This window comes from Amycolatopsis sp. NPDC004625, from assembly GCF_040609695.1.
In the GTDB taxonomy this organism is placed as follows: Bacteria; Actinomycetota; Actinomycetes; order Mycobacteriales; family Pseudonocardiaceae; genus Amycolatopsis.
Window position 1 is genome coordinate 1 of record NZ_JBEXKX010000002.1, and the last position, 20,482, is coordinate 20,482.

Here is a 20,482-nt window from a genome sequence, read left to right on the forward strand (position 1 = left end):
GCGGTACGTAGTCGATCGATGTCGACGCGTCCGCGGGCCAGCGCGGCATAGCCACTGCCGTGGCCGCGACGGTGCTCACCGGCCAGGGACAGCTCCGCGATCGACCGGACCGGCCCGTCCGCGCACAACACCGCCTCGGTCAGCTCGAACAACGCGTCCGCCCGCCGGGTCAGGCATCGGTGGAACTGTTGCCGGAGCGCGGAGAGCTCCCCGGCCGCGCCGGCGTCACCGGCGTGATGCACACTGATCATTGAAGCCCTTGGTTCGATCTTCCGTCTGTCGCAAGAAGGAATGATCGACCAAGGGCTTCACTCATGATCGGCAGGGTCTCCATCGACCACGCAGACGTTAAAACTCAAGCTAGGGCCTGTCCTCAAAGCTGGTGTGGGTGATCTGCTTTGATCTTCGGCTGTGGTACGTAGGCATGAACTGACCGATGAGCAGTGGCAGGTGATCGAGCCGTTGCTTCCGGTCTCTGGTGCGAAGGGGCCGGTGTCGAATTCCGTCGGCCGGGCCCGGGTCGTCCGGCGAACCGGCCGCGCCGGGTGCTGGCCGACAAGGGTTACTCCAGCCGCGCCATCCGCACCTACCTGCGCTGATGGCATATCCCGGCGATCGTTCCCGAACGCCGTGACCAGCGAGCCAACCGGCTGCGCCGAGGCCGGGCCGGCGGCCGCCCACCGCCTTTCGACCGCACTGCCTACCGGCGCCGAAACGTTGTCGAACGCTGCTGCAACCGCCTCAAGCAGTTCCGTGCCATCGCGACCCGCTTCGACAAGACCGCCACTTCCTATCGAAGCATGATCGACCTCGCCACCCTGCTCGTCTGGCTTTGAGGACAGGTCCTAGCCCGGATGCACCCGGAAGGGCTCGCCGGCCCGGTCCACGGTCACCGTGCCCGCCTGCCCTTGATAGGTCCAGTCCAGCTCCAGTACCCACTGCACCTCGTGGGTGCTGGACGGCTTGAGGACGAACATCTCGGGGTCCAGCGGCGCCACCGTGAACGGGAAGCCGGGCGGCTCGGGCGGACGGCGGGTCAGCCGGTGGATCCAGCCGGCGTTCGAGCCCGCGGCGGCGGGCACCAGGCGAGGCGGGTTCTCGTCCAGCAGGACGTCGAAGAACCTGCGGTCCATGATCGAGCAGATGCCCCTGGAGGCGACGACCGGCCGCGCCGGTTCGCGGGACAGCACCTTCACGCGCAGGGCGCGCAGCACGACGGCACGTGCTCCGCGTGCCTCGACCAGAACCGAGACCTCCGTGCTCCCGCAGTAGGTGAACTCCACCGGCGGTGGCCCCGCCACGACCAGCCACCGGTTGGTGAACACGCTCGTCGTGACCACGATCGGTGGCTCGTCGGCGGGGGGCTCGCCGAGACCGGTGGTCAGGTGGACGTCACCGTTGACCGTTCCCGCCTGGAACACGGTGCCCCTGGTCTCCACCGCGACGTTGGTGGTCTGCCGGGGGCTGTCCACGCCGAACCCGAGCGCGGTGAGGCGAGTCGCCAGACGCTCGTCGCCGCGGATGGCGACGAGGTGGCTGATCGCCTCCAGGAACGCGCCGTGCAGCAGGTCGGCGAGCTGCTCGTCCCTGAAGTAGCTCCGGAGGAACCCGTCTTCGCGCACCACCCGTTCCACCTGGGCCGCCACCGCCTGGCGCAGGTTCGGCCCTGTCACTCCTGGTGCGAGCGCGACCAGCGGCGGGTCGGCGAAGCACCGGCGGAGATCCTGCGCCAGCTTGCCCCGCCGGTGGGGGAACGCGATCCCGACGGCCTTCACGACGGTGTGTTCAAGGCTGCGGTGCAGGAGTCGCTCGTCGTCGGCGTCGCGCACGAGGTCGATTTCCGACTCGGCGAGGGCGTTACGCAGCCAGCGGGCGATGGCCACGACCATGTCTTCGATCACCGCTGATGGTCGTGCGGGGCAGATCCCCTGTTACGCCACGCCAGGCGCCCGTTCGGCGGCGGGATTACGGCGGCCGCGCGCCCTAACCCGTGCTCCATCCGTGGGACCGGCCCGCCCGCCGGGCTTCGACAGTTTCGCTGGTCAGCTCGGGTTTGGTGGCTTTCGTCCCGGTTCGCCCCGCGCGCGGCTTCGTTGACCCGTTCGTTCCGCCGGACCTAATTTGTTGTCCCACCAGACGAACTGGGGCGGTGTCGGTGTGGACTCCTCCTTCTCGCGCAAGCCGGCGGACCAGACGGCCGTCCGGCGCAGCAACCTTTCGCTGGTGCTCCGGCACCTGCGGGACGCGGGACCGCGGTCGCGGGCCGGGATCGCCGCCGACACCGGGCTGAACAAGGGGACCGTCTCCAGCCTCGTCGCCGAACTCGTCGGACGCGGGCTGGCGCGCGAAGGCGACCGGGAACGCGCCGGTGCCGTCGGGCGGCCGGGCACGATCGTCGAGCTGGACGGGCGGGGCGTCGGCGGGGTCGGCGTCGAGATCAACGTCGACTACCTGAGCGCGCTCGCCCTCGACCTCACCGGCACCGTGCTGTTCGAACAACGCGTCGCGCTCGACGTCCAGGCGCTGCCGGTGGCCAAGGTGCTCGACGCCGGCGCCGAACTCACCGCTCGCGCCCTGCGCGAATGCCGGCGGCTCGGGGTCCGGCCCGCCGGGGTGACCGTCGGCGTCCCGGCCCTCGTCGAAGCCGGCAGCGGGACCGTGGCGCTCGCGCCGAACCTGCACTGGACCGACGTCCCGGTGGTCCGCGGCCTCACCGACCGGCTCACCCGGCGGCTCGGGCCGCCGTCGTTCCCGGTGCGCACGGCCAACGACGCCAACCTCGGCGCGCTCGGCGAATACGCGATGGGCAGCGTCGCCGGCACCGCCGACCTCGTCTACCTGACCGGCGAAATCGGCGTCGGCGGCGGGGTGATCTCCGGCGGCAGGCTGCTCGGCGGCGCCGAAGGGTTCTCCGGCGAGATCGGGCACATCCAGCTCGACCCGGCCGGCCGGGTCTGCGGCTGCGGCCGCCGCGGCTGCTGGGAGACGCTCGTCGGGCTGGCCGGGATGCTGCGGCTGGCCGCGTCGCCGAGCGATCCGGTGCACGACCCGTCGCTCGACCTCGAACAGCGGCTCGACATCGTCCGCCGCCGCGCCCAGCTCAAGGACAAGCGGACCCTCGACGCGCTCGCGGAGGTCGGCGCCGCCCTCGGCGTCGGCGCGGCCGTGCTGGTCAACGTCTTCAACCCGCGGGTGGTGCTGCTGGGCGGCTACTTCGCCCAGCTGGGCCCGTACCTGCTCGGCCCGATGCTGGCCGAGCTCGAGGCCCGGGTGGTCGCGCCGGGCATCGGCGGCTGCCGCGTCGAGCTGTCCTGGCTCGGGTTCTCCGCGGCTTCGCGCGGCGGCGCGCACGTCGCCCTGCAGGCGGTGTTCGACGACCCGGCGCTGGTGCCGGTGCGGGCGGAAGGGGACAGCGGATGACGCTCGTGGAGATGACCGGGATCGGCAAGCGGTTCCCGGGGGTGCGCGCGCTCGACGACGTCGAGCTGAGCGTCGAAGCCGGCGAAGTGCACTGCCTGCTCGGGCAGAACGGTGCCGGGAAGTCGACCCTGATCAAGGTGCTGGCCGGGGCGCACCGCCCGGACGACGGCGAGATCCGCATCGACGGCACGCCGGTGCGGCTGCCGAACCCGACCGCGGCGATCCGCCACGGCATCGCCACGCTGTACCAGGAACTCGACCTCGTCGACGGCCTTTCGGTGGCGGAGAACGTCTTCCTCGGCCACGAACAGGCCCGGGGCGGTTTCGTCCGCCGCGCGACCATGCGGGCCGAGGCACGCCAGCTCCTCGACCGCCTGGGACACCGGGAAATCCGCGTCGAGCGGGAAGTCGCCGCGCTGTCCGCGGCGGGCCGGCAGATCGTCAGCCTCGCCCGCGCCCTCTCGCTGGACGCCCGGCTGATCGTGCTCGACGAACCGTCCGCGGTCCTGGCCGCCGACGAGGTGGCCAACCTGTTCCGGGTCATCCGCGGCCTCACCGCGCGCGGGGTCGCGGTGCTCTACATCTCCCACCGGCTGGCCGAAATCCGGGAGATCGGCGACCGGGTGAGCGTCCTCAAGGACGGCCGGACCGTCGCCGCCGGGCTGCCCGCGCGGACCACCCCGACCGGCGACCTGGTGGCCCGGATGACCGGCCGCCGCGTCGAGTTCCCGTTCCCGCCGCGGCCGGCTCCCGGCGCCCACGACGACGCGCCGGAGATCCTCGGCGTCACCGGGCTGAGCCTGGCCGGCGCGTTCGAGGACGTCACCTTCTCGCTCCGGCGAGGCGAAATCCTCGGGCTCGCCGGGCTGGTCGGCTCGGGCCGCTCGGAGGTCCTGGAGACCGTTTACGGCGCCCGGAAAGCGACCGCCGGGGAGATCCGCCTCGCCGGGAAGCCACTGGGGAACGGGGTCGGCGCGGCCGTCCGCGGCGGGCTCGGCCTGGCCCCGGAGGAACGCAAGAGCCAGGCGCTGCTGCTGCACGAGTCCGTGGCCCGCAACGTTTCCCTGCCGTCGCTGCGGCGGTACGCGCGCCTCGGCTGGTTCAGCGCCAAGGCCGAGACAGCCGCCGTCCGGCGGCACACCGAGGCGCTCGACCTGCGCCCGGCCGACGTCCGCCGGGTCGTCGGCAAGCTGTCCGGCGGCAACCAGCAGAAGGCCGTCGTCGCGCGCTGGCTGCTCAAGGGCTGCCGGGTGCTGCTGCTCGACGAGCCCACCCGCGGGGTCGACGTCGGCGCGCGGGCCGAGCTGTACCGCGTGATCCGCGAGCTCGCCGGCTCCGGCGTCGCGATCCTGCTGGTCTCCAGCGAACTGCCGGAGGTGCTCGGGCTGGCCGACCGGGTGCTGGTGTTGCGCGAAGGCCAGGTCGTCGCCGAAGCCGGCGCCCGCGAGCTCGACGAGCGCCGCGTGCTGGACCTCATCCTGGAGGAGCCCGTCCATGACTGAACAAGCAGCGCCCCGGGCCGAACCCGAGCGGCGGAGACTCACCGAGGTCCGCAACCTCGGCCTGGTCGGGGTCCTGGCGATCCTGGTCGTGGTCGGGGCGCTCACCCAGCCCGGCCAGTTCCTCACCACCGGCACCCTGGTGCTGCTGCTGACCCAGGCGTCGGTGATCGGCGTGATCACCGTCGGCATGACGTTCGTGATCATCGGCGGCGGCATCGACCTGTCGGTGGGCGCGGTGGTCGCGCTCGCCACGGTCTGGGCGACGACGAAGGCCACGCAGTCGTTCGGCGTCGGCGGGATCGTGTTCTGCGCGCTCGCCGTCGGCCTCGGCTGCGGGCTGGTGACCGGACTGCTCATCGCGTACGGGCGGCTGGTCGCGTTCATCGGCACCCTCGCCATGCTCGCCTCCGCGCGCGGCCTGGCGATCCAGCTCTCGCAGGGCCGCACGCAGACGGTGTCGCCGAAGAACCAGGCCCTGGTCGACCTCGGCTACCAGGACAGCTACCTGCTCGGCATCCCGCCGCTGGTGCTCATCTTCGCCGCGGTCGCCGTCGCCGGCTGGGTCGTGCTCAACCGCACCACCTTCGGCCGCCGCACCCACGCGATCGGCGGCAACCTCGAAGCCGCGCGGCTGGCCGGGATCAACGTCCGGCTGCACACCTGCCTGCTCTACGTCCTGTCCGGCCTGTGCTGCGGCATCGCCAGCGTCATGCTGATCATCCTGACCAGCTCCGGGACCAGCGGCAACGGCAACCTCTACGAGCTCGACGCGATCGCCGCGGTGATCATCGGCGGCACGCTGCTCTCCGGCGGCCGCGGCACGCTCGCCGGCTCGGTCCTCGGTGTCCTCGTCTTCACCACCATCAGCGTCCTGTTCACCCTCAACAACCTGCCCACCGCGGTGCAGCAGCTCGCCAAGGGCGTGCTCATCGTGCTCGCCGTCCTCGTCCAGCGCCGGTATTCGACCGAGAGGAACTCCCGATGAACAGCACCCTCCGCAGACGCGCGTTCCTGGCCGGCGCCTCGGCCCTCGGCGCCGGCGCCCTCGCCGCGTGCACGAGCAACTCCGACGAACCCGCCGCCGCGACCGTCACCCAGGGCGTGGCCGACACGCCGGGCAAGAAGGTGACGGTCGGGTTCGCCGGGCCGCAGGCCGACCACGGCTGGCTCAACGCCATCACCGTCAACGCCAAGGCCGAAGCCGGCCGCCACCCGGACGTCGAACTCGTCGTCGCCGAGGGTTCCAACGACGCGGCCACCCAGTCGGCGCAGGTGGACGCGCTGATCAACCGCAAGGTCGACGTCCTGGTCGTGCTGCCCGCCGACGGCAAGCAGCTCACCCCGGCCGGCCGCAAGGCGATGGACGCCGGGATCCCGGTGATCAACCTGGACCGGATCTTCGACTCGCCGCAGAGCTACCGCACCTGGATCGGCGGCGACAACTACCGGATGGGCGTCAACGCCGGGAACTTCATCGGGCAGAAACTCGGCGGCAAGGGCACGGTCCTGGAGCTGGCCGGGATCGACACCCTGGAACTCACGCGCCAGCGCACGCAGGGGTTCGACGACGCGCTGGCGAACTACCCCGGCATCAGCAAGATCGGCCGCGCGGCCGCGGAGTTCACCGTGCCGACCGGGCAGGCCCGGATGGCCGAGCTGCTGCAGGCCCACCCGAAGTTCGACGCCATCTGGAACCACGACGACGACCAGGGGACCGGGGCGCTGCAGGCGGTGAAGCAGGCGGGCCGGGCGGACTTCCTGATGGTCGGCGGCGCCGGGTCGAAGGCGGCGATGGACCAGATCAAGGCGGACTCCTCGGTGCTCAAGGCGACCGTCCTCTACCCGCCGACGATGGCCGCGTCGGCGATCAAGCTGGCCCGGCTGCTGGGGCAGGCGAAGGGCCTCGGCGACCTGGCCGAGCAGGAGGTGCCGGCCACGGTGACGCTGTTCTCCGCCGTCGTCACCAAGGAGAACGTGGACCGCTACCTGCCGGTGTCGTTCGAGTGACCGGCGCGACGATCGGCGTGGGCCTGGTCGGGTACGCCTTCATGGGGGCGGCCCACTCCCAGGCGTGGCGGACCGTGCACCGGGCTTTCGATCTTCCGCTCGCCCCCCGGATGGCGGTGCTGTGCGGCCGCGATCGCGCGAGGGCGGAGGCCGCCGCGGCGAAACTCGGCTGGGCGTCGGTGGAGACGGAATGGAAACGCTTGATCGAGTCCCGCGACGTGGACCTGGTGGACATCTGCACGCCCGGGGACTCGCACGCGGAGATAGCGCTCGCCGCGCTGGCCGCGGGCAAGCACGTGCTGTGCGAGAAACCGCTGGCCAACACGGTCGCCGAAGCGGAGGCCATGGCCGCCGCGGCGGCCGAGGCGGCAACCCGTGGCGTGCGGTCCATGCTCGGCTTCAACTACCGGCGGGTGCCGGCGGTCGCCCTCGCGCGGAAACTCGTCGCGGAGGGCCGGCTCGGCGAGATCCGGCACGTGCGCGCCCAGTACCTCCAGGACTGGCTCGTCGACCCGGAGTTCCCGCTGGTCTGGCGGCTGCGCAAGGACAAGGCGGGATCGGGGGCGCTGGGGGACCTCGGCGCGCACGCGATCGACCTCGCCCAGTTCGTCACCGGCTCGGCGATCACCGGCGTCTCCGGCCTGACCGAAACCTTCGTCGCCGAGCGGCCGCGGCCCGGCTCGGGCGGGCGCGGGCCGGTGACGGTCGACGACACCGCGTTGTTCCTGGCCCGCTTCGCGGGGAGTGCCGTCGGCACCTTCGAGGCGACGCGGTTCGCGAGCGGCCGCAAGAACGCGCTGCGCCTGGAGGTCAACGGCGCCGCGGGCAGCCTCGCGTTCGACTTCGAGGCGATGAACGAGCTGGCCTTCCACGACCACACCGAGGACCCGGAGCTCGGCGGCTTCCGCCGGATCCAGGTCACCGAGCCCGGGCACCCGTACGTCGGCGCGTGGTGGCCACCGGGGCACGGGCTCGGCTACGAGCACACGTTCACCCACGAGGTGCGTGATCTGCTCGCCGCGCTGGCCGCGGGCGAGGACCCGGAACCGTCCTTCGCGGACGGGCTGCAGGTGCAGCGGGTGCTCGCCGCGGTCGAGGAAAGCGCGGCGGCGAGCAGTGTCTGGACCCGCGTCGGCGTCGGAGCGTCCGACGGAGGCTGAACCAGCGGAGGGGAAATCGGTGTCTGGCTGGTCGGTGCCCGGGGATCGTGGCCACCACGGCCATCGCCGGGGCGGCCCTGCGCGCGGAACAGCTGGCGCCAGCACTACAAACTGGTGCGGGGGGACAGGTTCTGGGACGCCGCCCGCCGCGCGCAGCCGGGGTATTCGATTCGGACCCGGCGCCGGCCCGGGAGAAGCTCCACGCGAACGAAGTCAAGGAACTGCACCGAGTGAAACGCACCGAGGAGGTCAGGACATGGCACGACCGTTGACCCTGTTCACCGGGCAGTGGGCCGATCTGCCGTTCGAAGAGGTGTGCCGGCTGGCGAGCGGCTGGGGCTACGAGGGCCTGGAGATCGCCTGCTGGGGCGACCACTTCGAGGTCGACAAGGCCCTCGCCGACGACGGCTACGTCCCGGCGAAGCTCGAAACGCTGGCCGAGTACGACCTGAAGGTGTGGGCGATCTCGAACCACCTGGTCGGCCAGGCGGTCTGCGACCACCCGATCGACGAGCGGCACGAAGCCATCCTGCCCGCGCGGATCTGGGGCGACGGCGAGCCCGAAGGCGTCCGGCAGCGGGCGGCGGCGGAGATGCAGGCCACCGCCCGGGCCGCGGCGAAGCTCGGGGTGTCCACTGTGGTCGGTTTCACCGGCTCGTCGATCTGGCACGCGGTGGCGATGTTCCCGCCGGTACCGCCGTCGATGATCGAGCGCGGGTACGCCGACTTCGCCACCCGGTGGAACCCGATCCTGGACGTGTTCGACGAGGTCGGCGTCCGCTTCGCGCACGAGGTGCACCCGAGCGAAATCGCCTACGACTACTGGAGCACGGTGGCCACCCTGGAGGCGATCGGGCACCGCGAGGCGTTCGGGCTGAACTTCGACCCGTCGCACTTCGTCTGGCAGGACCTCGACCCGGCCGGTTTCCTCTGGGACTTCAAGGACCGCATCTACCACGTCGACTGCAAGGAGGCCCGCAAGCGGCTCGACGGCCGCAACGGGCGGCTCGGCTCCCACCTGCCCTGGGCCGACCCCCGCCGCGGCTGGGACTTCGTCTCCGCCGGCCACGGCGACGTGCCCTGGGAGGACGTCTTCCGCATGCTCAACGCGATCGGCTACGACGGCCCGATCTCGATCGAGTGGGAGGACGCGGGCATGGACCGCCTGATCGGCGCGCCCGAGGCCCTGGAGTTCGTCCGGAAGCTCAACTTCACCCCGCCCGCGGCGGCGTTCGACGCGGCTTTCTCGTCGAAGTAGCCGGTGAAGGGCACCCTCGAAACCACGAGGGTGCCCTTCGCCGGGATCAGCGGACGCCGAGCAGGTGCTCCAGGGCCAGCTGGTTGAGCCGCGTGAAGTGGTAGCCGCGCTGGGCCGCCGCGTCGAGGTCGAAGTCGTCGTTCAGCACGTCGTCGAACGTCTCGCCCGGCGCCAGCGTCGGCGTCGAGAGGTCCGGCACCCGCGACGCCGCGAGGGCTTCGGTGACCTCCGGGTCGGCCCGGAACGCGGCCGCCTTCTCCTTGAGGATCAGGTACGTCCGCATGTTCGCCGCCGCCGACACCCACACGTCCTCGGTGTCCTCGGTGCGCAGCGGCTTGTAGTCGAAGTGTCGCGGGCCGTTGTAGCCGCCGTTCTCCAGCAGGTCGACGAGGAAGAACGCGCTCTTCAGGTCGCCGTGGCCGAAGATCAGGTCCTGGTCGTACTTCGGGCCGTGCTGGCCGTTGAGGTCGATGTGGAACAGCTTGCCCTGCCACAGCGCCTGCGAGATGCCGTGGACGAAGTTCAGCCCGGCCATCTGCTCGTGCCCGACCTCGGGGTTCAGCCCGAACATCTCGGACCGCGACAGCTGCGAGATGAAGCCCAGCGCGTGCCCGATCGTCGGCAGCAGGATGTCGCCGCGCGGCTCGTTCGGCTTCGGTTCGAGGGCGAACCGCAGGTTGTAGCCCTTCTCGACGACGTAGTCGGCGAGCAGGTCCAGGCCCTCCTTGTAGCGGTCCAGGGCCGCGCGGACGTCCTTCGCGGCGTCGGACTCGGCGCCTTCGCGGCCACCCCACACGACGTACGTCTGCGCGCCGAGCTCGGCCGCGAGGTCGAGGTTGCGGCGCACCTTGCGCAGGGCGTACCGGCGGACGTCACGGTCGTTGCTGGTCAGGCCGCCGTCCTTGAACACCGGGTGGGTGAACAGGTTGGTCGTCGCCATGGGGACCTTGAGGCCGGTCTCGGCGAGCGCCTTGCGGAACCGCTCGATCGCCTTGTCGCGGTCCGGTTCGGTGGCCAGCAGGTCGTCGTCGTGGAACGTCACGCCGTAGGCACCCAGCTCGGCCAGCCGGTGCACGCTCTCCACCGGGTCCAGCGGCGGCCGCGTCGCCACCCCGAACGGGTCGGCCGCGGGCCAGCCCACGGTCCAGAGGCCGAAGGTGAACTTGTCGGCCGGCTGGGGAGCGTAGTCGCTCATGACTGTCCCTTCATTTAGTTCACGTTGTAGACTAAATATGCGCCGCGGGGTCCCGGGCGTCAAGGGGGACGGTTAGAGTGCTTCGCAGGAGGACGCGATGACCCAGGCCGTGCGGCACGAGGAAATGCGCGCCCGCAACCTCGAGGTCGTGCTGGGGGCGGTCGGCCGCGGCGGCCCGCTGACCCGCGCCGCGCTCGCCGAGGTGACCGGGCTGACCAAGTCGACGGTCTCGAAACTCGTCGGCGACCTGGTGGACGCGGGGCTGCTCGCCGAGACCGGGCCCGCGCGGGCGGGCGAACGCGGCCGGCCGGGGGTGGCGGTCGTGCTCAGCGGCGCGCGCGTGGCGGCACTGGGGCTGGAGATCAACGTCGACTACCTCGCGGTCCGCGTGCTCGACCTCACCGGCGGCGTCCGCTTCGCCGCCCGCCGCGAGCGCGACAACCGCGGCTCGCGGCCGAAGAAGGTCCTGGGCGAGCTGCAGACGCTGGCCACCGAGGCGCTCGCCGAGGCCCACCGGCTGGGGCTGGAAGTGGCGGGCGCGGTGCTGGCGGTGTCCGGCCCGGTCGGCGACGGCGTGCTGTTCAGCGCCCCCAACCTCGGCTGGCAGGACGTCCGCCCGGCCGACCTGCTGCGCCTGCCGGTCCCGGTCGAGCTGGACAACGAAGCGAACCTGGCCGCCCTGGGCGAGCTCTGGTACGGCGCCGGCGAGCGCGACTTCCTTTACGTGTCGGGCGAAATCGGCATCGGCGCGGGCCTGGTGGTGGGCGGCACCCTGTTCTCGGGCGCCACGGGCCTGGCGGGCGAGCTGGGCCACGTCGTCGTGGCCCCGGAGGGGGCGCCGTGCAGCTGCGGCGGCACCGGGTGCCTGGAGACGTACGCGGGCCAGGAAGCGTTGCTGACGGCGGGAAAAGCCGCATCGGTCCCGGAGCTGCTGGCGGCCCTCGAGCGAGGCGACGGCCCGGCCCTGGCGGCGTGCGCGGCGGCGGGACGCGCGCTCGGCATCGCGTTGACGTCGGCGGTGAACCTCCTGGACTTGGACCGGATCGTGCTGGGCGGGGTGTTCACGCAGCTGTACCCGTGGCTGTCCGGTCCGGTGTCGGAAGTACTGACCGCGCGCCTCGGCGGGCTGCGGGGCACGCCCCCGGTCCTGACGGCGTCCCGCCTGGGCGGCGACGCGGCGACTCTGGGCGCGGCGGGGCGGGTCGTGCACCGGGTGCTGGCCGACCCGGCGCCGTTCGTCACGCGGGCTCAGGAGGCGTAGCTGTCACCGCGACGGCGTCGACCTCGACGAGCTGGCCCCGGTAGCCGAGCACGGTGACGCCGAGCAGGGTGCTCGGCGCGTCGTGGTCGCCGAACCTCGCGCGCACCACGTTCCAGGCCGTCACGAGGTCCGCCTGGTCGGTGCTCGCGACGTAGACGGTCGTGCGCACGACGTCGGTCAGCCCCGCCCCGGCCGCCCGGAGCGCCACCTCGAGGTTGTCCATCACCTGCCGGGCCTGGCCGGCGAGGTCGCCGGGTGCCAGCCGGTCGTGCTCGTCGATCGGGCACGCGCCGGCGGTGTGCACGAGCCGGGCGCCGGCGGGCACCACCGAGGCGTACGCGTACGGGACGGCGCCGGTCAGGCCACCGGCCCTGATGAGTTCCACGGACATGGGACCGACGATGCCATGGGAGCACACAAAAGCGTGGAGGCCGCCCCGGGGAATCCCCGGGACGGCCTCCACGGACTACGGAACTAGCTCACCGAGCTGATCTGCACCAGCGAGGTGCCGACCGTGACGCCGGTGTCGGTCTGCACGGACAGCTGGCCGCGCAGGAACCGGCCCGCCGCCGGGACCGCCGTGGCCGTCACCGTGGCCGGGACCGTCCACGAGCTGCCCGACGCGTGCGCCGCGTTCGCGTCGGTCACCGCGACCGAACCGAACGCCGGGTTGGTGAACACGTCGAGGTAGTCGTAGGCCGTGGTGCCGCCCGGCACCGCGTACCCGTCGACGAGCGCGACCCACACACCCGGTGCCGGGTTGGGCACGGTCACCGACTCCTCGGAGTCGCCGTCCGCGCTGACGCCCGCCTGCACGCAGGAACCGGTCGTGCAGTTGTACAGCACCAGGTCGAGGTCCGTGCCCACCACGGCGGGGTTGCCGATCGTGGCGGTCAGCGACGTCGAACCCGGCGTCACCGCGATCTGGTACTGCTGCTGCGTGCCCTCGGCGATCGTCGGCCGCTGCGTCTTCGCGCTGCCCAGCGTGGCGCCGGTCAGCTTGCCGGTGAACGCGCCGAGCGTGTTCTGCACGGTGTAGGACCGCGCGATCGGCGTGCCCAGCGTGGCCGAGGCGATCGTGTCCGGGTTCGGCGAGATCGCCGTGCCCAGCACCGACGCCGACAGCTTGTACGCCGCATCGTCCACATCGGACGTCCGGCGCGCTTCGACCACGATCTCCCACACGCCCGGCAGCGGGTTGGCGATGGTCCGGCTGGTCGGCGTGCCGCCGGCGCAGCCCGCACCCGCGTCGGGCAGGTAGCACGCGGTCGTCGCGGTGCTGGCCTCGGCCGGGACACCGGTCGGGTCGTACCGCAGGAACCGCACCTGGCCCTTGCCGGGGGCGCCGCCGCCGGCGTCGATGTCCACCTTCAGCGCGCTGGCGCCCTGCGGCACCCGCACGAAGTAGCTGGTCGCCTGGTTGCGGGCGATCTTGCCCGCGACGTCGACCTGGAAACCCTTGCCCGCGACGAATTCCTGCGGCGCGAAGACCGTGTTGAGGGTCTGCACGTCGATGCCGATGGTCAGCGGGTTGTCCAGGTAGAGCAGCGCCGAGTGGACCCCGGCGTTCTTCGGGTTCACCTTGACGTCGAACTTCACCGGGGTGTTGAGCGGCAGCGCCACCGTCGAACCCGAGGAGAACGTGCCGTCGTTGCCGACCCACCGCACGAAGTACGGCACCGGGTGCGCCGAGCCCGTGGTGCGGGTGATCGTGTAGGTGCGCGTGTAGGCCTTGCCCGTGGTGACGCCTTCGCGGTCGTGGATGCCCACGCCCGTGTTCGGCGTGGCCAGCAGGCCCGACTGGACCGTGTGCACCTCGACCGACGTCGAGACGACGTCCGGCTTCGGGTTGAGCGAAAGCGCGACGAACGCGGCCGGGACGTTGAACAGGCCCGCGCCCTGGGCGTACGCGCCGATGCCCGGCACGAACCGCGCGGTCGACTTGATCGCCGCGCGCAGCTGCGCCACCGGCGGCCGCTGGCCGTTGTGCGTCGCCTTGTACGCGCTCACCAGCAGCGCCGCCGCGCCGGTCGCCTGCGGCGCCGCCATCGACGTGCCCTGCAGCATCGCGTAGCCGGCGGGCAGGGGGTACGTGCCGGGCACCGGGCTCGGCTGTTCCCACCGCGGGACGGTGGCGATGGCCGCGCCGGGCGCGATGATGTCCGGCTTGAAGCCGCCGTCCTCACGCGGGCCGCGCGAGGAGAACGGGTGCATCGACTCGGGGTTCTTGGTGACCGAGCCGTAGTTCGACAGCCAGGTCTCCTTGGTGATGTACGAGCCGACCGAGATCGCGTCCGTGGCCACCGACGGGTCGCCGACGGTGTTCGCCCCGGCGCCGCTGTTGCCGGCCGAGATGAAGATCTGGACGTTGTACTCGGCGATCGTGCGGTTGTAGAGCTCCGCGCGGGCGTTGTTGCCGTCGTTGAGGGCCGGCAGGCCGCCGATCGAGATGTTGATGACGTCGGCGCCGTGGCTGGCTGCGTAGACGACACCGTCGATCAGGCCGGACGAGGTGCACCCGGCGCTGGTGAGGCAGACCTTGACGGCCAGCACCTTCGCGCCCGGCGCGGCGCCGTCCATCTTGCCGCCGAACAGGTCGTTGCCGGCGGCGATGCCGGCGACGTGCGAACCGTGCTCCGCGCCCGCGATGCCGATGCCGACGTACCCCGGCTTGTCGGTCTGGACCACGAAGGCCATCCGCTCGGCGACGTCGGTCGCCGGGTTGTCGGTGCCGAAGAAGCCGACGTCGTACTTCTTGTTGTAGTCGGTCATCGGCTTTTCGTCGGTGAAGTCACCGTTGCCGTTGAGGTCGACCCGGACCTCCTTGGTCGCCGGGTCGAGCAGCACGCCCCAGGAGTCGGCGCGGTCGCCGTCGCGGTTGATGTCACCGCCGGTCTCGCTGTCCGCGGCGCCCAGGTCGCCCGCGGTCTCGCCGAACACGCCGAACGTGTACGGGCCGCCGGTCGCCGGGGCCGTCCAAGTCTTGCCGTTGGCGGTGAAGGTGCCGGTGTAGGTCTGGGTGGACTGCTTGACCCAGGTGCCGTCACCGGAGTTGGTGGCGTTGGCGTTGTACCAGTCGACGATCTTGCGTTCGCCGTGGCTGGTCGTGGCCAGCGCGGGGGAGTCGAGGTCGACGCCGGAGTCGAGCACCGCGACCGTGGTGTCCTTGCCGTCCCAGTTGGGCAGGACCTGGCCGAACTGCGCCGCGTAGGTGTCCCCGGTCGGCAGGTACGGGTTGACACGCGGGGTGTTCTTGCCCGGGGCCGGCTGCGGCAGCGGGGTGGTCGCGCCGTCGGGCTTCGGGTCGTCGCGCACGATGAGCCCGTCGACGTCGACGGCGTTCACCGACTTGAGCTTGGCGGCCTTTTCGGCCTTGTCCGGCGGGATGGTGACCTTGACGTAGTCGAGCTTCGCGTCGGTGGACTGGACGACCCCGCCGAGGGCCTTGAGCTCGTTCACGGCGGTGCCGGTCTGGCCCTTTTCCGCGGCGATCAGCAGGGTGACGTCGGGCTTCCCGGCCTTCTCGGCTTCGGCGACGAGCGCGCGGTCGTGCTCGTCGAGGGTCTTGCCGTCGGCCGCGCCGTTGGTCGGCGGGGCCTGCTGGGCGGAGGCCACCGGGACGGCGACGCCGAGGACGGAGGCGCCGAGGGCGGTGGCGAGGACGGTGATCCCGGCCCGCCGTCTCCAGCGCGATCTGTGCTGTGTCACTGAAACGACCCTTCGTGGAGATGTGCGTCCGAGAAGTACACAGGGTGAGATCTTCGGCAGCAATCAGACAGTTAGCCCAAAGACCGCAATTGGTTGCGAGCCAAATGGAGTAGTCCACTCGCCGGTTAGGCGGCCACCGGATGTGACTCCGCGGCGCAAAACGTCCACCCTTGCTATACGCGCGTATAGGGGGCTACATTCTGGTGCAGTCGACTACACGCACGTATAGGACTCCGCATGAGCACCGAAGACTTCACCGCACGCGCCCGCATCCGCGACGCCGCCATCAAGCTCTTCACCGAGCGCGGCATGGAAAAGACGTCGATCCTCGACATCGCCGCGGAAGCCGGGGTGTCCGGCGGCCTGATCCGCCACCACTTCGGCTCCAAGGACGGCCTGCGCGAGGCGTGCGACACCCACGTCTTCGACGAACTGGTGAAGTTCAAGGAGGAGGTGCTGGCCAACGGCGCCGCGAACCCGGGGTTCCTCCCCGTGTTCGACGCCCGCCAGCTGCGCTACCGCCGGTACATGGGCCGGGCCATGGTCGACGGCTCCGCCGCCGCCGAGGCGCAGTTCACCGGGATCGTCGACGAAACCGAGCGCTACTTCCGCGAACACGGCATGGAGATGCCCGACCCGCGGGGCGCCGCCGCCGCCCTCGCCGCGATGACCGGCGGGCTGATGATCCTGCAGGACCACGTCGCCCGCGCGCTCGGCGAGGAACCGGGCACGAACGAGGCGATGCTGCGGATGTCGGCGGCCGCCGGGCACCTCTTCCTGAACCCGCTCGCCACCACCGAAGTCCTCGAAAGGGCCCGCGAAGCGCTGGCCGCCTACCGACGGAAGGAATGACGATGGCCGAAGCGATCACCGCCGACGGCCTCACCAAGGCGTTCGGCCGGACGCGGGCCCTCGACGGGCTCGACCTGACCGTCCACACCGGCGAGGTGCACGGGTTCCTCGGGCCCAACGGCGCCGGCAAGACCACCACGATCCGCGTCCTGCTGGGGCTGGTGCGGGCCGACGGCGGCCGCGCCACGTTGCTCGGCGGCGACCCCTGGACCGACGCCACCGAGCTGCACCGGCGGCTCGCGTACGTGCCGGGCGACGTCACGCTCTGGCCGAACCTCACCGGCGGCGAGGTGATCGACCTGCTCGGCCGGCTGCGCGGCGGCCTCGACGTCAAGCGGCGCACGGACCTCGTCGACCGCTTCGACCTGGATCCGCGCAAGAAGGGCCGCACGTATTCGAAGGGCAACCGGCAGAAGGTCGCGCTCGTCGCCGCGCTGGCGTCCGATGTGGAGCTGCTGGTGCTCGACGAGCCGACGTCCGGGCTCGACCCGCTGATGGAGGAGGTGTTCCGCGAGGTCGTCGCGGAAGAGCGGGACCGCGGTGACCGCACGGTCCTGCTGTCCTCGCACATCCTGTCGGAGGTCGAGGCGCTGTGCGACCGCGTCACGATCATCCGGGCCGGCCGCACGGTCGAGTCGGGCACCCTGGACGAGCTGCGGCACCTGGGCCGGATCACCATCGACGCGTCGCTCGCGCACGTGCCCGCGGACCTGGGTTCGCTGCCGGGGGTGCACGACCTGAGCTTCTACGGTTCGCACGTCCACCTGTCCGTGGACCAGCCGGCCCTGGACGACGTGATGCGGCACCTGGCCGGGGCCGGGCTGCGGAGCCTGGTGAGCCGCCCGCCGACGCTGGAAGAGCTGTTCCTGCGGCACTACCGCCAGGACGAACCGGCCGGAGCGGCGCGATGACCGGGACCTGGACGCTGCTGCGGCTGGTGCTGCGCCGCGACCGGTTCCTGGTGCCGCTCTGGATCCTTGGTCTCACGCTCGCACCGGCCGGGTACCTGTCCTCGATCAAGGCGGCGTACCCGGATGCGGCGTCCCGGCAGCACTTCTACGACCTCAACGCGACGAGCGCGACGTTCGTCGTGCGCAACGGCCCGCTGTACGGGTCTTCGGCGGGCAACCTCCTGGCGTGGCAGTGCGGGTTCGTTCCGGTGGTGGTGGGGCTGATCGCGCTGCTCACCGTGGTCCGCCACACCCGGACCGAGGAGGAGGCGGGCCGCCGGGAGCTCACCGGCGCGACGGTCGTCGGCCGGCACGCGGGCCTGGCGGCCGCGGTGCTCCTCGCGTGTGGTGCCTGCCTGGTGTTCGGCCTGCTGGCCGGGCTCGGCGTCGCCGCGCAGGGCGTCCCGCTCGCCGGGGCCTTCGCGCTCGGTCTCGGGTTTTCCTTGGCGGGCTGGGTGTTCGCCGGCGTCGGCGCGGTCGCCGCCCAGCTGACGTGGAGCGCGAGCGGCGCCCGCGGCATCGGGATCGGCGTGCTGGTCCTGGCGTTCCTCCTGCGCGCGGCGGGCGACGGCGGGTCGGCGGGCTGGCTCGCGTGGCTGTCGCCGATCGGCTGGGCGCACCGGCTGCGGCCGTTCGCGGGGGAGCAGTGGTGGGTGCTGGCCGTGGCGCTGGCCGCGACGGGCCTGCTCGCGGCGGCGGCGGTGGCGTTGTCCGCCCGTCGCGATCTCGGGGCAGCGCTGCTGCCGGCCCGGCTCGGGCGTTCCGGCGCGAAGGCGTCGCTGCGTTCGCCGCTGGCGCTGGCCTGGCGGCTGCAGCGGGGGACGCTGCTGGTCTGGACCGTCGGCCTGGCGCTGGTCGGGCTGCTGATGGGCGGGGTCGCGCGGAACGTCGCGGAGACGGTGCGGGACAACCGGGCGGTCGCCGAGGTGTTTTCCCGCCTGGGCGGCGGCGGTCCGGTGCTGGACGCGTACCTGGCGGGCACGATGACGTTGTTCGGCTTGGCGGCGGCGGGCTACGCGGTGCAGGCGACGCTGAAGCTGCGGGCGGAGGAAGCGGCGGGCCGCGCGGAACCGGTCCTGGCGACGGCGGCCGGGCGCGTGGGCTGGGCGCTGGCCCACCTGACGTTCGCCTTCGCCGGGCCGGCGTGCGTGCTGGCGGTGACGGGCGCGGCAACGGGCATCGCGTACGGCAGCGGGCCGGGTCTGGTTCCGGCGGCGCTGGCCCAGCTGCCGGCGGTGTGGGTGCTCGCGGGTGTCACGACGCTGCTGACCGGCTTCCTCCCCCGGTTCACCGCGGCGGCGTGGGGGCTGCTGGCGGGGTTCCTGCTGCTGTCGCTGGTGGGTTCGGTGTTGCGGTGGAGTTCCGTGGTGCTGGCGATTTCGCCGTTCCAGCACCTCCCGCGCCTGCCGGGCGGCACGTTCTCGGTCGCGCCGACGCTTTGGCTGCTGCTGATCACGACGGCGGCGGTGACGGCGGGCCTGCTCGCCTTGCGGCGCCGGGACATCCCGAGCTGAGCGGCAACCGAGGGAGTCGAACCCTGCGCGGCTTGTGAAGGCGGCGCTCCTGAACCGGCCCTGACCCTTCGGCGGGCGACGGCTGCCATTTCTTACAACAGTAGCTGGTACCCGCCTATTTCCCATCTCAAGCCGTGCTTCACCCGGACGGGTCCGGCTGGCATGGTTGTCCGCATGGATGATCTCCTGCTGCGCCGCGTCCGGCCGGGTCTCGGTGGCGACCTCGCGGACGTCCGGGTGACCGACGGCCGGGTCACGGCGATCACCGAACCGGGGTCCACCGGGTTCGCCGCGCGCGTCGTCGACGGGCACGGCGGGACGCTGCTGCCGGGCCTGGTCGACGCACACGTCCACCTCGTGCAGTGGGCGACGTTCCGGCGGCGCATCCCGCTCGACGCGGCGCGTTCGGCGGCGGAGGCGATCGAGCTGCTGCTGGCGCACCTGCTGGCGACCCCGGCGCCGCAGACGGAACTGGTGGTGGGCGCCGGGTTCCGCGACGCGCTGTGGCCGGACAAGCCGCACAAGGACCTGCTGCAGCGCGCGCTGCCCGGGCGTGCGGTCGCGTTGTTCAGCGCGGACCTGCACACGCTGTGGCTCAGCCCCGCGGCGCTGAAGCTGATCGGCCGCGAGCACCCGACGGGCGTCCTGCTGGAGGGCGACTGCATGAGCGCGACGGCCCAGCTGCCGACGGCGGCGATCGACGTCCAGGACCGCTGGGTGGCCGAAGCCGTGGCCGCGGCGGCCACGCGGGGCGTGACCCAGATCGTCGACTACGAATACGCGGACACGGTGGCGGACTGGACGCGGCGGGGCGCCCCGGCGGCGCGGGTCTCGTGCGTGATCGCCAGGCACCTGCTGGACCAGACCATCGAACGCGGCCACCGCACCGGCGACGTCCTCCCGGACTCCGGCGGGCGGCTGACCGTGGGGCCGTTCAAGCTCTTCGTGGACGGTTCCCTCAACACCCGCACGGCCTACTGCCACGACCCGTACCCCGGCAGCGACTCGCCGGGGCAGCTGGAACTGCCGCCGGCCGAGCTGATCCCGTTGCTGCAGCGGGCGTTCGACCACGGCCTGCTCCCGGCGGTGCACGCGATCGGCGACCGCGCGAACACGATCGCCCTCGACGCGTTCGAGCAGGTCGGCTGCCCGGGCCGGATCGAGCACGCCCAGCTGCTGGCCCCGGCCGACGTCCCCCGGTTCGCCGCGCTGGGCATCGTCGCGGCGGTCCAGCCGTCCCACCAGCCCGACGACCGCGACGTCGCGGACCGCCACTGGCACGGGCGCACGGAGCGGGCCTTCCCGTACCGCGCGTTGCTGGAGTCGGGCACCCGGCTCGAGTTCGGCTCCGACGCCCCGGTGGCGCCCCTGGACCCGTGGGACGGCATCGCCTCGGCGATCGCCCGCACGGACGACGACCGCCCGCCGTGGCACCCGGAGCAGGCCATCCCGTTCGCCGAGGCCCTGGCCGCGTCCTCGGGTGGCCGCCGCGGGGTGGCGGTGGGCGACGTCGCGGACCTGATGGTGACGGCGGCGGACCCGTCGACGCTGTCCCCGGCCGACCTGCGCACCCTCCCGGTGACGGCGACGATCCTCGGCGGGCACGTGACGCACCAGGTCTGACCCTTGATTTGTCCACCGGACAACGGAAAAGA

At 72.2% G+C, this 20,482-nt stretch carries 16 protein-coding genes and 1 pseudogene; 12 read left to right on the forward strand and 5 right to left on the reverse strand.

The genetic code is table 11. The annotated features are described in order from the left end of the window. Window positions 1-251: transposase (locus tag ABZW17_RS01820; RefSeq protein ID WP_354808624.1), on the reverse strand; the 251-nt coding region annotated here is incomplete at its 3' end. 255 nt (window positions 252-506) lie between these two features. Between ABZW17_RS01820 and ABZW17_RS01825 the strand changes: the two are divergent. Continuing rightward, window positions 507-836: pseudogene (locus ABZW17_RS01825) on the forward strand (transposase); the annotation flags it as partial. 9 nt (window positions 837-845) lie between these two features. Here the strand turns inward: ABZW17_RS01825 and ABZW17_RS01830 are convergent. Beyond that, a complete protein-coding gene (locus tag ABZW17_RS01830; protein WP_354808626.1) occupies window positions 846-1,901 on the reverse strand; it encodes a hypothetical protein in 1,056 nt (351 codons plus the stop codon). 256 nt (window positions 1,902-2,157) lie between these two features. Between ABZW17_RS01830 and ABZW17_RS01835 the strand changes: the two genes are divergently transcribed. The 6 genes from ABZW17_RS01835 (at window position 2,158) to ABZW17_RS01860 (ending at window position 9,347) form a co-directional block, all read left to right on the forward strand. Next, complete coding sequence (locus ABZW17_RS01835; protein ID WP_354808628.1) at window positions 2,158-3,420, forward strand: ROK family transcriptional regulator; 1,263 nt, start codon at window positions 2,158-2,160, stop codon at window positions 3,418-3,420. Then, the gene (locus tag ABZW17_RS01840) at window positions 3,417-4,922 is read left to right on the forward strand and encodes a sugar ABC transporter ATP-binding protein (protein WP_354808630.1); all 1,506 of its coding nucleotides are present in this window, start codon (window positions 3,417-3,419) and stop codon (window positions 4,920-4,922) included. The genes ABZW17_RS01835 and ABZW17_RS01840 overlap by 4 nt, the downstream gene beginning before the upstream one ends. Then, window positions 4,915-5,907, forward strand: coding sequence for an ABC transporter permease (locus ABZW17_RS01845; RefSeq protein ID WP_354808632.1), 993 nt, complete (start codon window positions 4,915-4,917; stop codon window positions 5,905-5,907). The genes ABZW17_RS01840 and ABZW17_RS01845 overlap by 8 nt, the downstream gene beginning before the upstream one ends. Continuing rightward, window positions 5,904-6,929 carry a substrate-binding domain-containing protein gene (locus ABZW17_RS01850; protein ID WP_354808634.1) on the forward strand — a complete coding sequence of 342 codons (1,026 nt, stop codon included), beginning with the start codon at window positions 5,904-5,906 and terminating at the stop codon, window positions 6,927-6,929. The genes ABZW17_RS01845 and ABZW17_RS01850 overlap by 4 nt, the downstream gene beginning before the upstream one ends. After that, window positions 6,926-8,089 (forward strand): Gfo/Idh/MocA family oxidoreductase, encoded by a 1,164-nt coding sequence (locus tag ABZW17_RS01855; protein ID WP_354808636.1) that lies wholly within the window; start codon window positions 6,926-6,928, stop codon window positions 8,087-8,089. Before ABZW17_RS01850 ends, ABZW17_RS01855 begins: the two co-directional genes overlap by 4 nt. Before the next feature lie 256 nt (window positions 8,090-8,345). Continuing rightward, window positions 8,346-9,347 carry a sugar phosphate isomerase/epimerase family protein gene (locus ABZW17_RS01860; protein ID WP_354808638.1) on the forward strand — a complete coding sequence of 334 codons (1,002 nt, stop codon included), beginning with the start codon at window positions 8,346-8,348 and terminating at the stop codon, window positions 9,345-9,347. A 46-nt stretch (window positions 9,348-9,393) separates the two neighbouring features. Here the strand turns inward: ABZW17_RS01860 and xylA are convergent, their stop codons facing one another. Further along, entirely contained in the window at window positions 9,394-10,542 is a 1,149-nt protein-coding gene (xylA, locus tag ABZW17_RS01865) for a xylose isomerase (protein ID WP_354808640.1), read from the reverse strand. A gap of 97 nt (window positions 10,543-10,639) precedes the next feature. On the opposite strand from xylA, the gene ABZW17_RS01870 reads away from it, so the two are divergent. Beyond that, complete coding sequence (locus tag ABZW17_RS01870; RefSeq protein ID WP_354808642.1) at window positions 10,640-11,803, forward strand: ROK family transcriptional regulator; 1,164 nt, start codon at window positions 10,640-10,642, stop codon at window positions 11,801-11,803. Here the strand turns inward: ABZW17_RS01870 and ABZW17_RS01875 are convergent. Next, window positions 11,781-12,194 (reverse strand): RidA family protein, encoded by a 414-nt coding sequence (locus ABZW17_RS01875; protein WP_354808644.1) that lies wholly within the window; start codon window positions 12,192-12,194, stop codon window positions 11,781-11,783. The two genes, ABZW17_RS01870 and ABZW17_RS01875, sit on opposite strands and share 23 nt — an antisense overlap. Before the next feature lie 83 nt (window positions 12,195-12,277). Then, window positions 12,278-15,511: a S8 family serine peptidase gene (locus ABZW17_RS01880; protein ID WP_354808646.1), complete on the reverse strand. Its 3,234-nt coding sequence runs from the start codon at window positions 15,509-15,511 to the stop codon at window positions 12,278-12,280. 237 nt (window positions 15,512-15,748) lie between these two features. Here ABZW17_RS01880 and ABZW17_RS01885 point away from each other — a divergent pair, with 237 nt between their 5' ends. From ABZW17_RS01885 to ABZW17_RS01900, 4 genes are all read left to right on the forward strand, one after another. Next, entirely contained in the window at window positions 15,749-16,363 is a 615-nt protein-coding gene (locus tag ABZW17_RS01885) for a helix-turn-helix domain-containing protein (RefSeq protein WP_354808648.1), read from the forward strand. A gap of 2 nt (window positions 16,364-16,365) precedes the next feature. Then, a complete protein-coding gene (locus tag ABZW17_RS01890; RefSeq protein ID WP_354808650.1) occupies window positions 16,366-17,274 on the forward strand; it encodes an ABC transporter ATP-binding protein in 909 nt (302 codons plus the stop codon). Then, complete coding sequence (locus tag ABZW17_RS01895; protein WP_354808652.1) at window positions 17,271-18,827, forward strand: ABC transporter permease; 1,557 nt, start codon at window positions 17,271-17,273, stop codon at window positions 18,825-18,827. The genes ABZW17_RS01890 and ABZW17_RS01895 overlap by 4 nt, the downstream gene beginning before the upstream one ends. Before the next feature lie 174 nt (window positions 18,828-19,001). Beyond that, on the forward strand, window positions 19,002-20,450 hold the full coding sequence (locus tag ABZW17_RS01900) for an amidohydrolase family protein (protein WP_354808654.1): 1,449 nt from the start codon (window positions 19,002-19,004) through the stop codon (window positions 20,448-20,450). Window positions 20,451-20,482 lie beyond the last annotated feature (32 nt).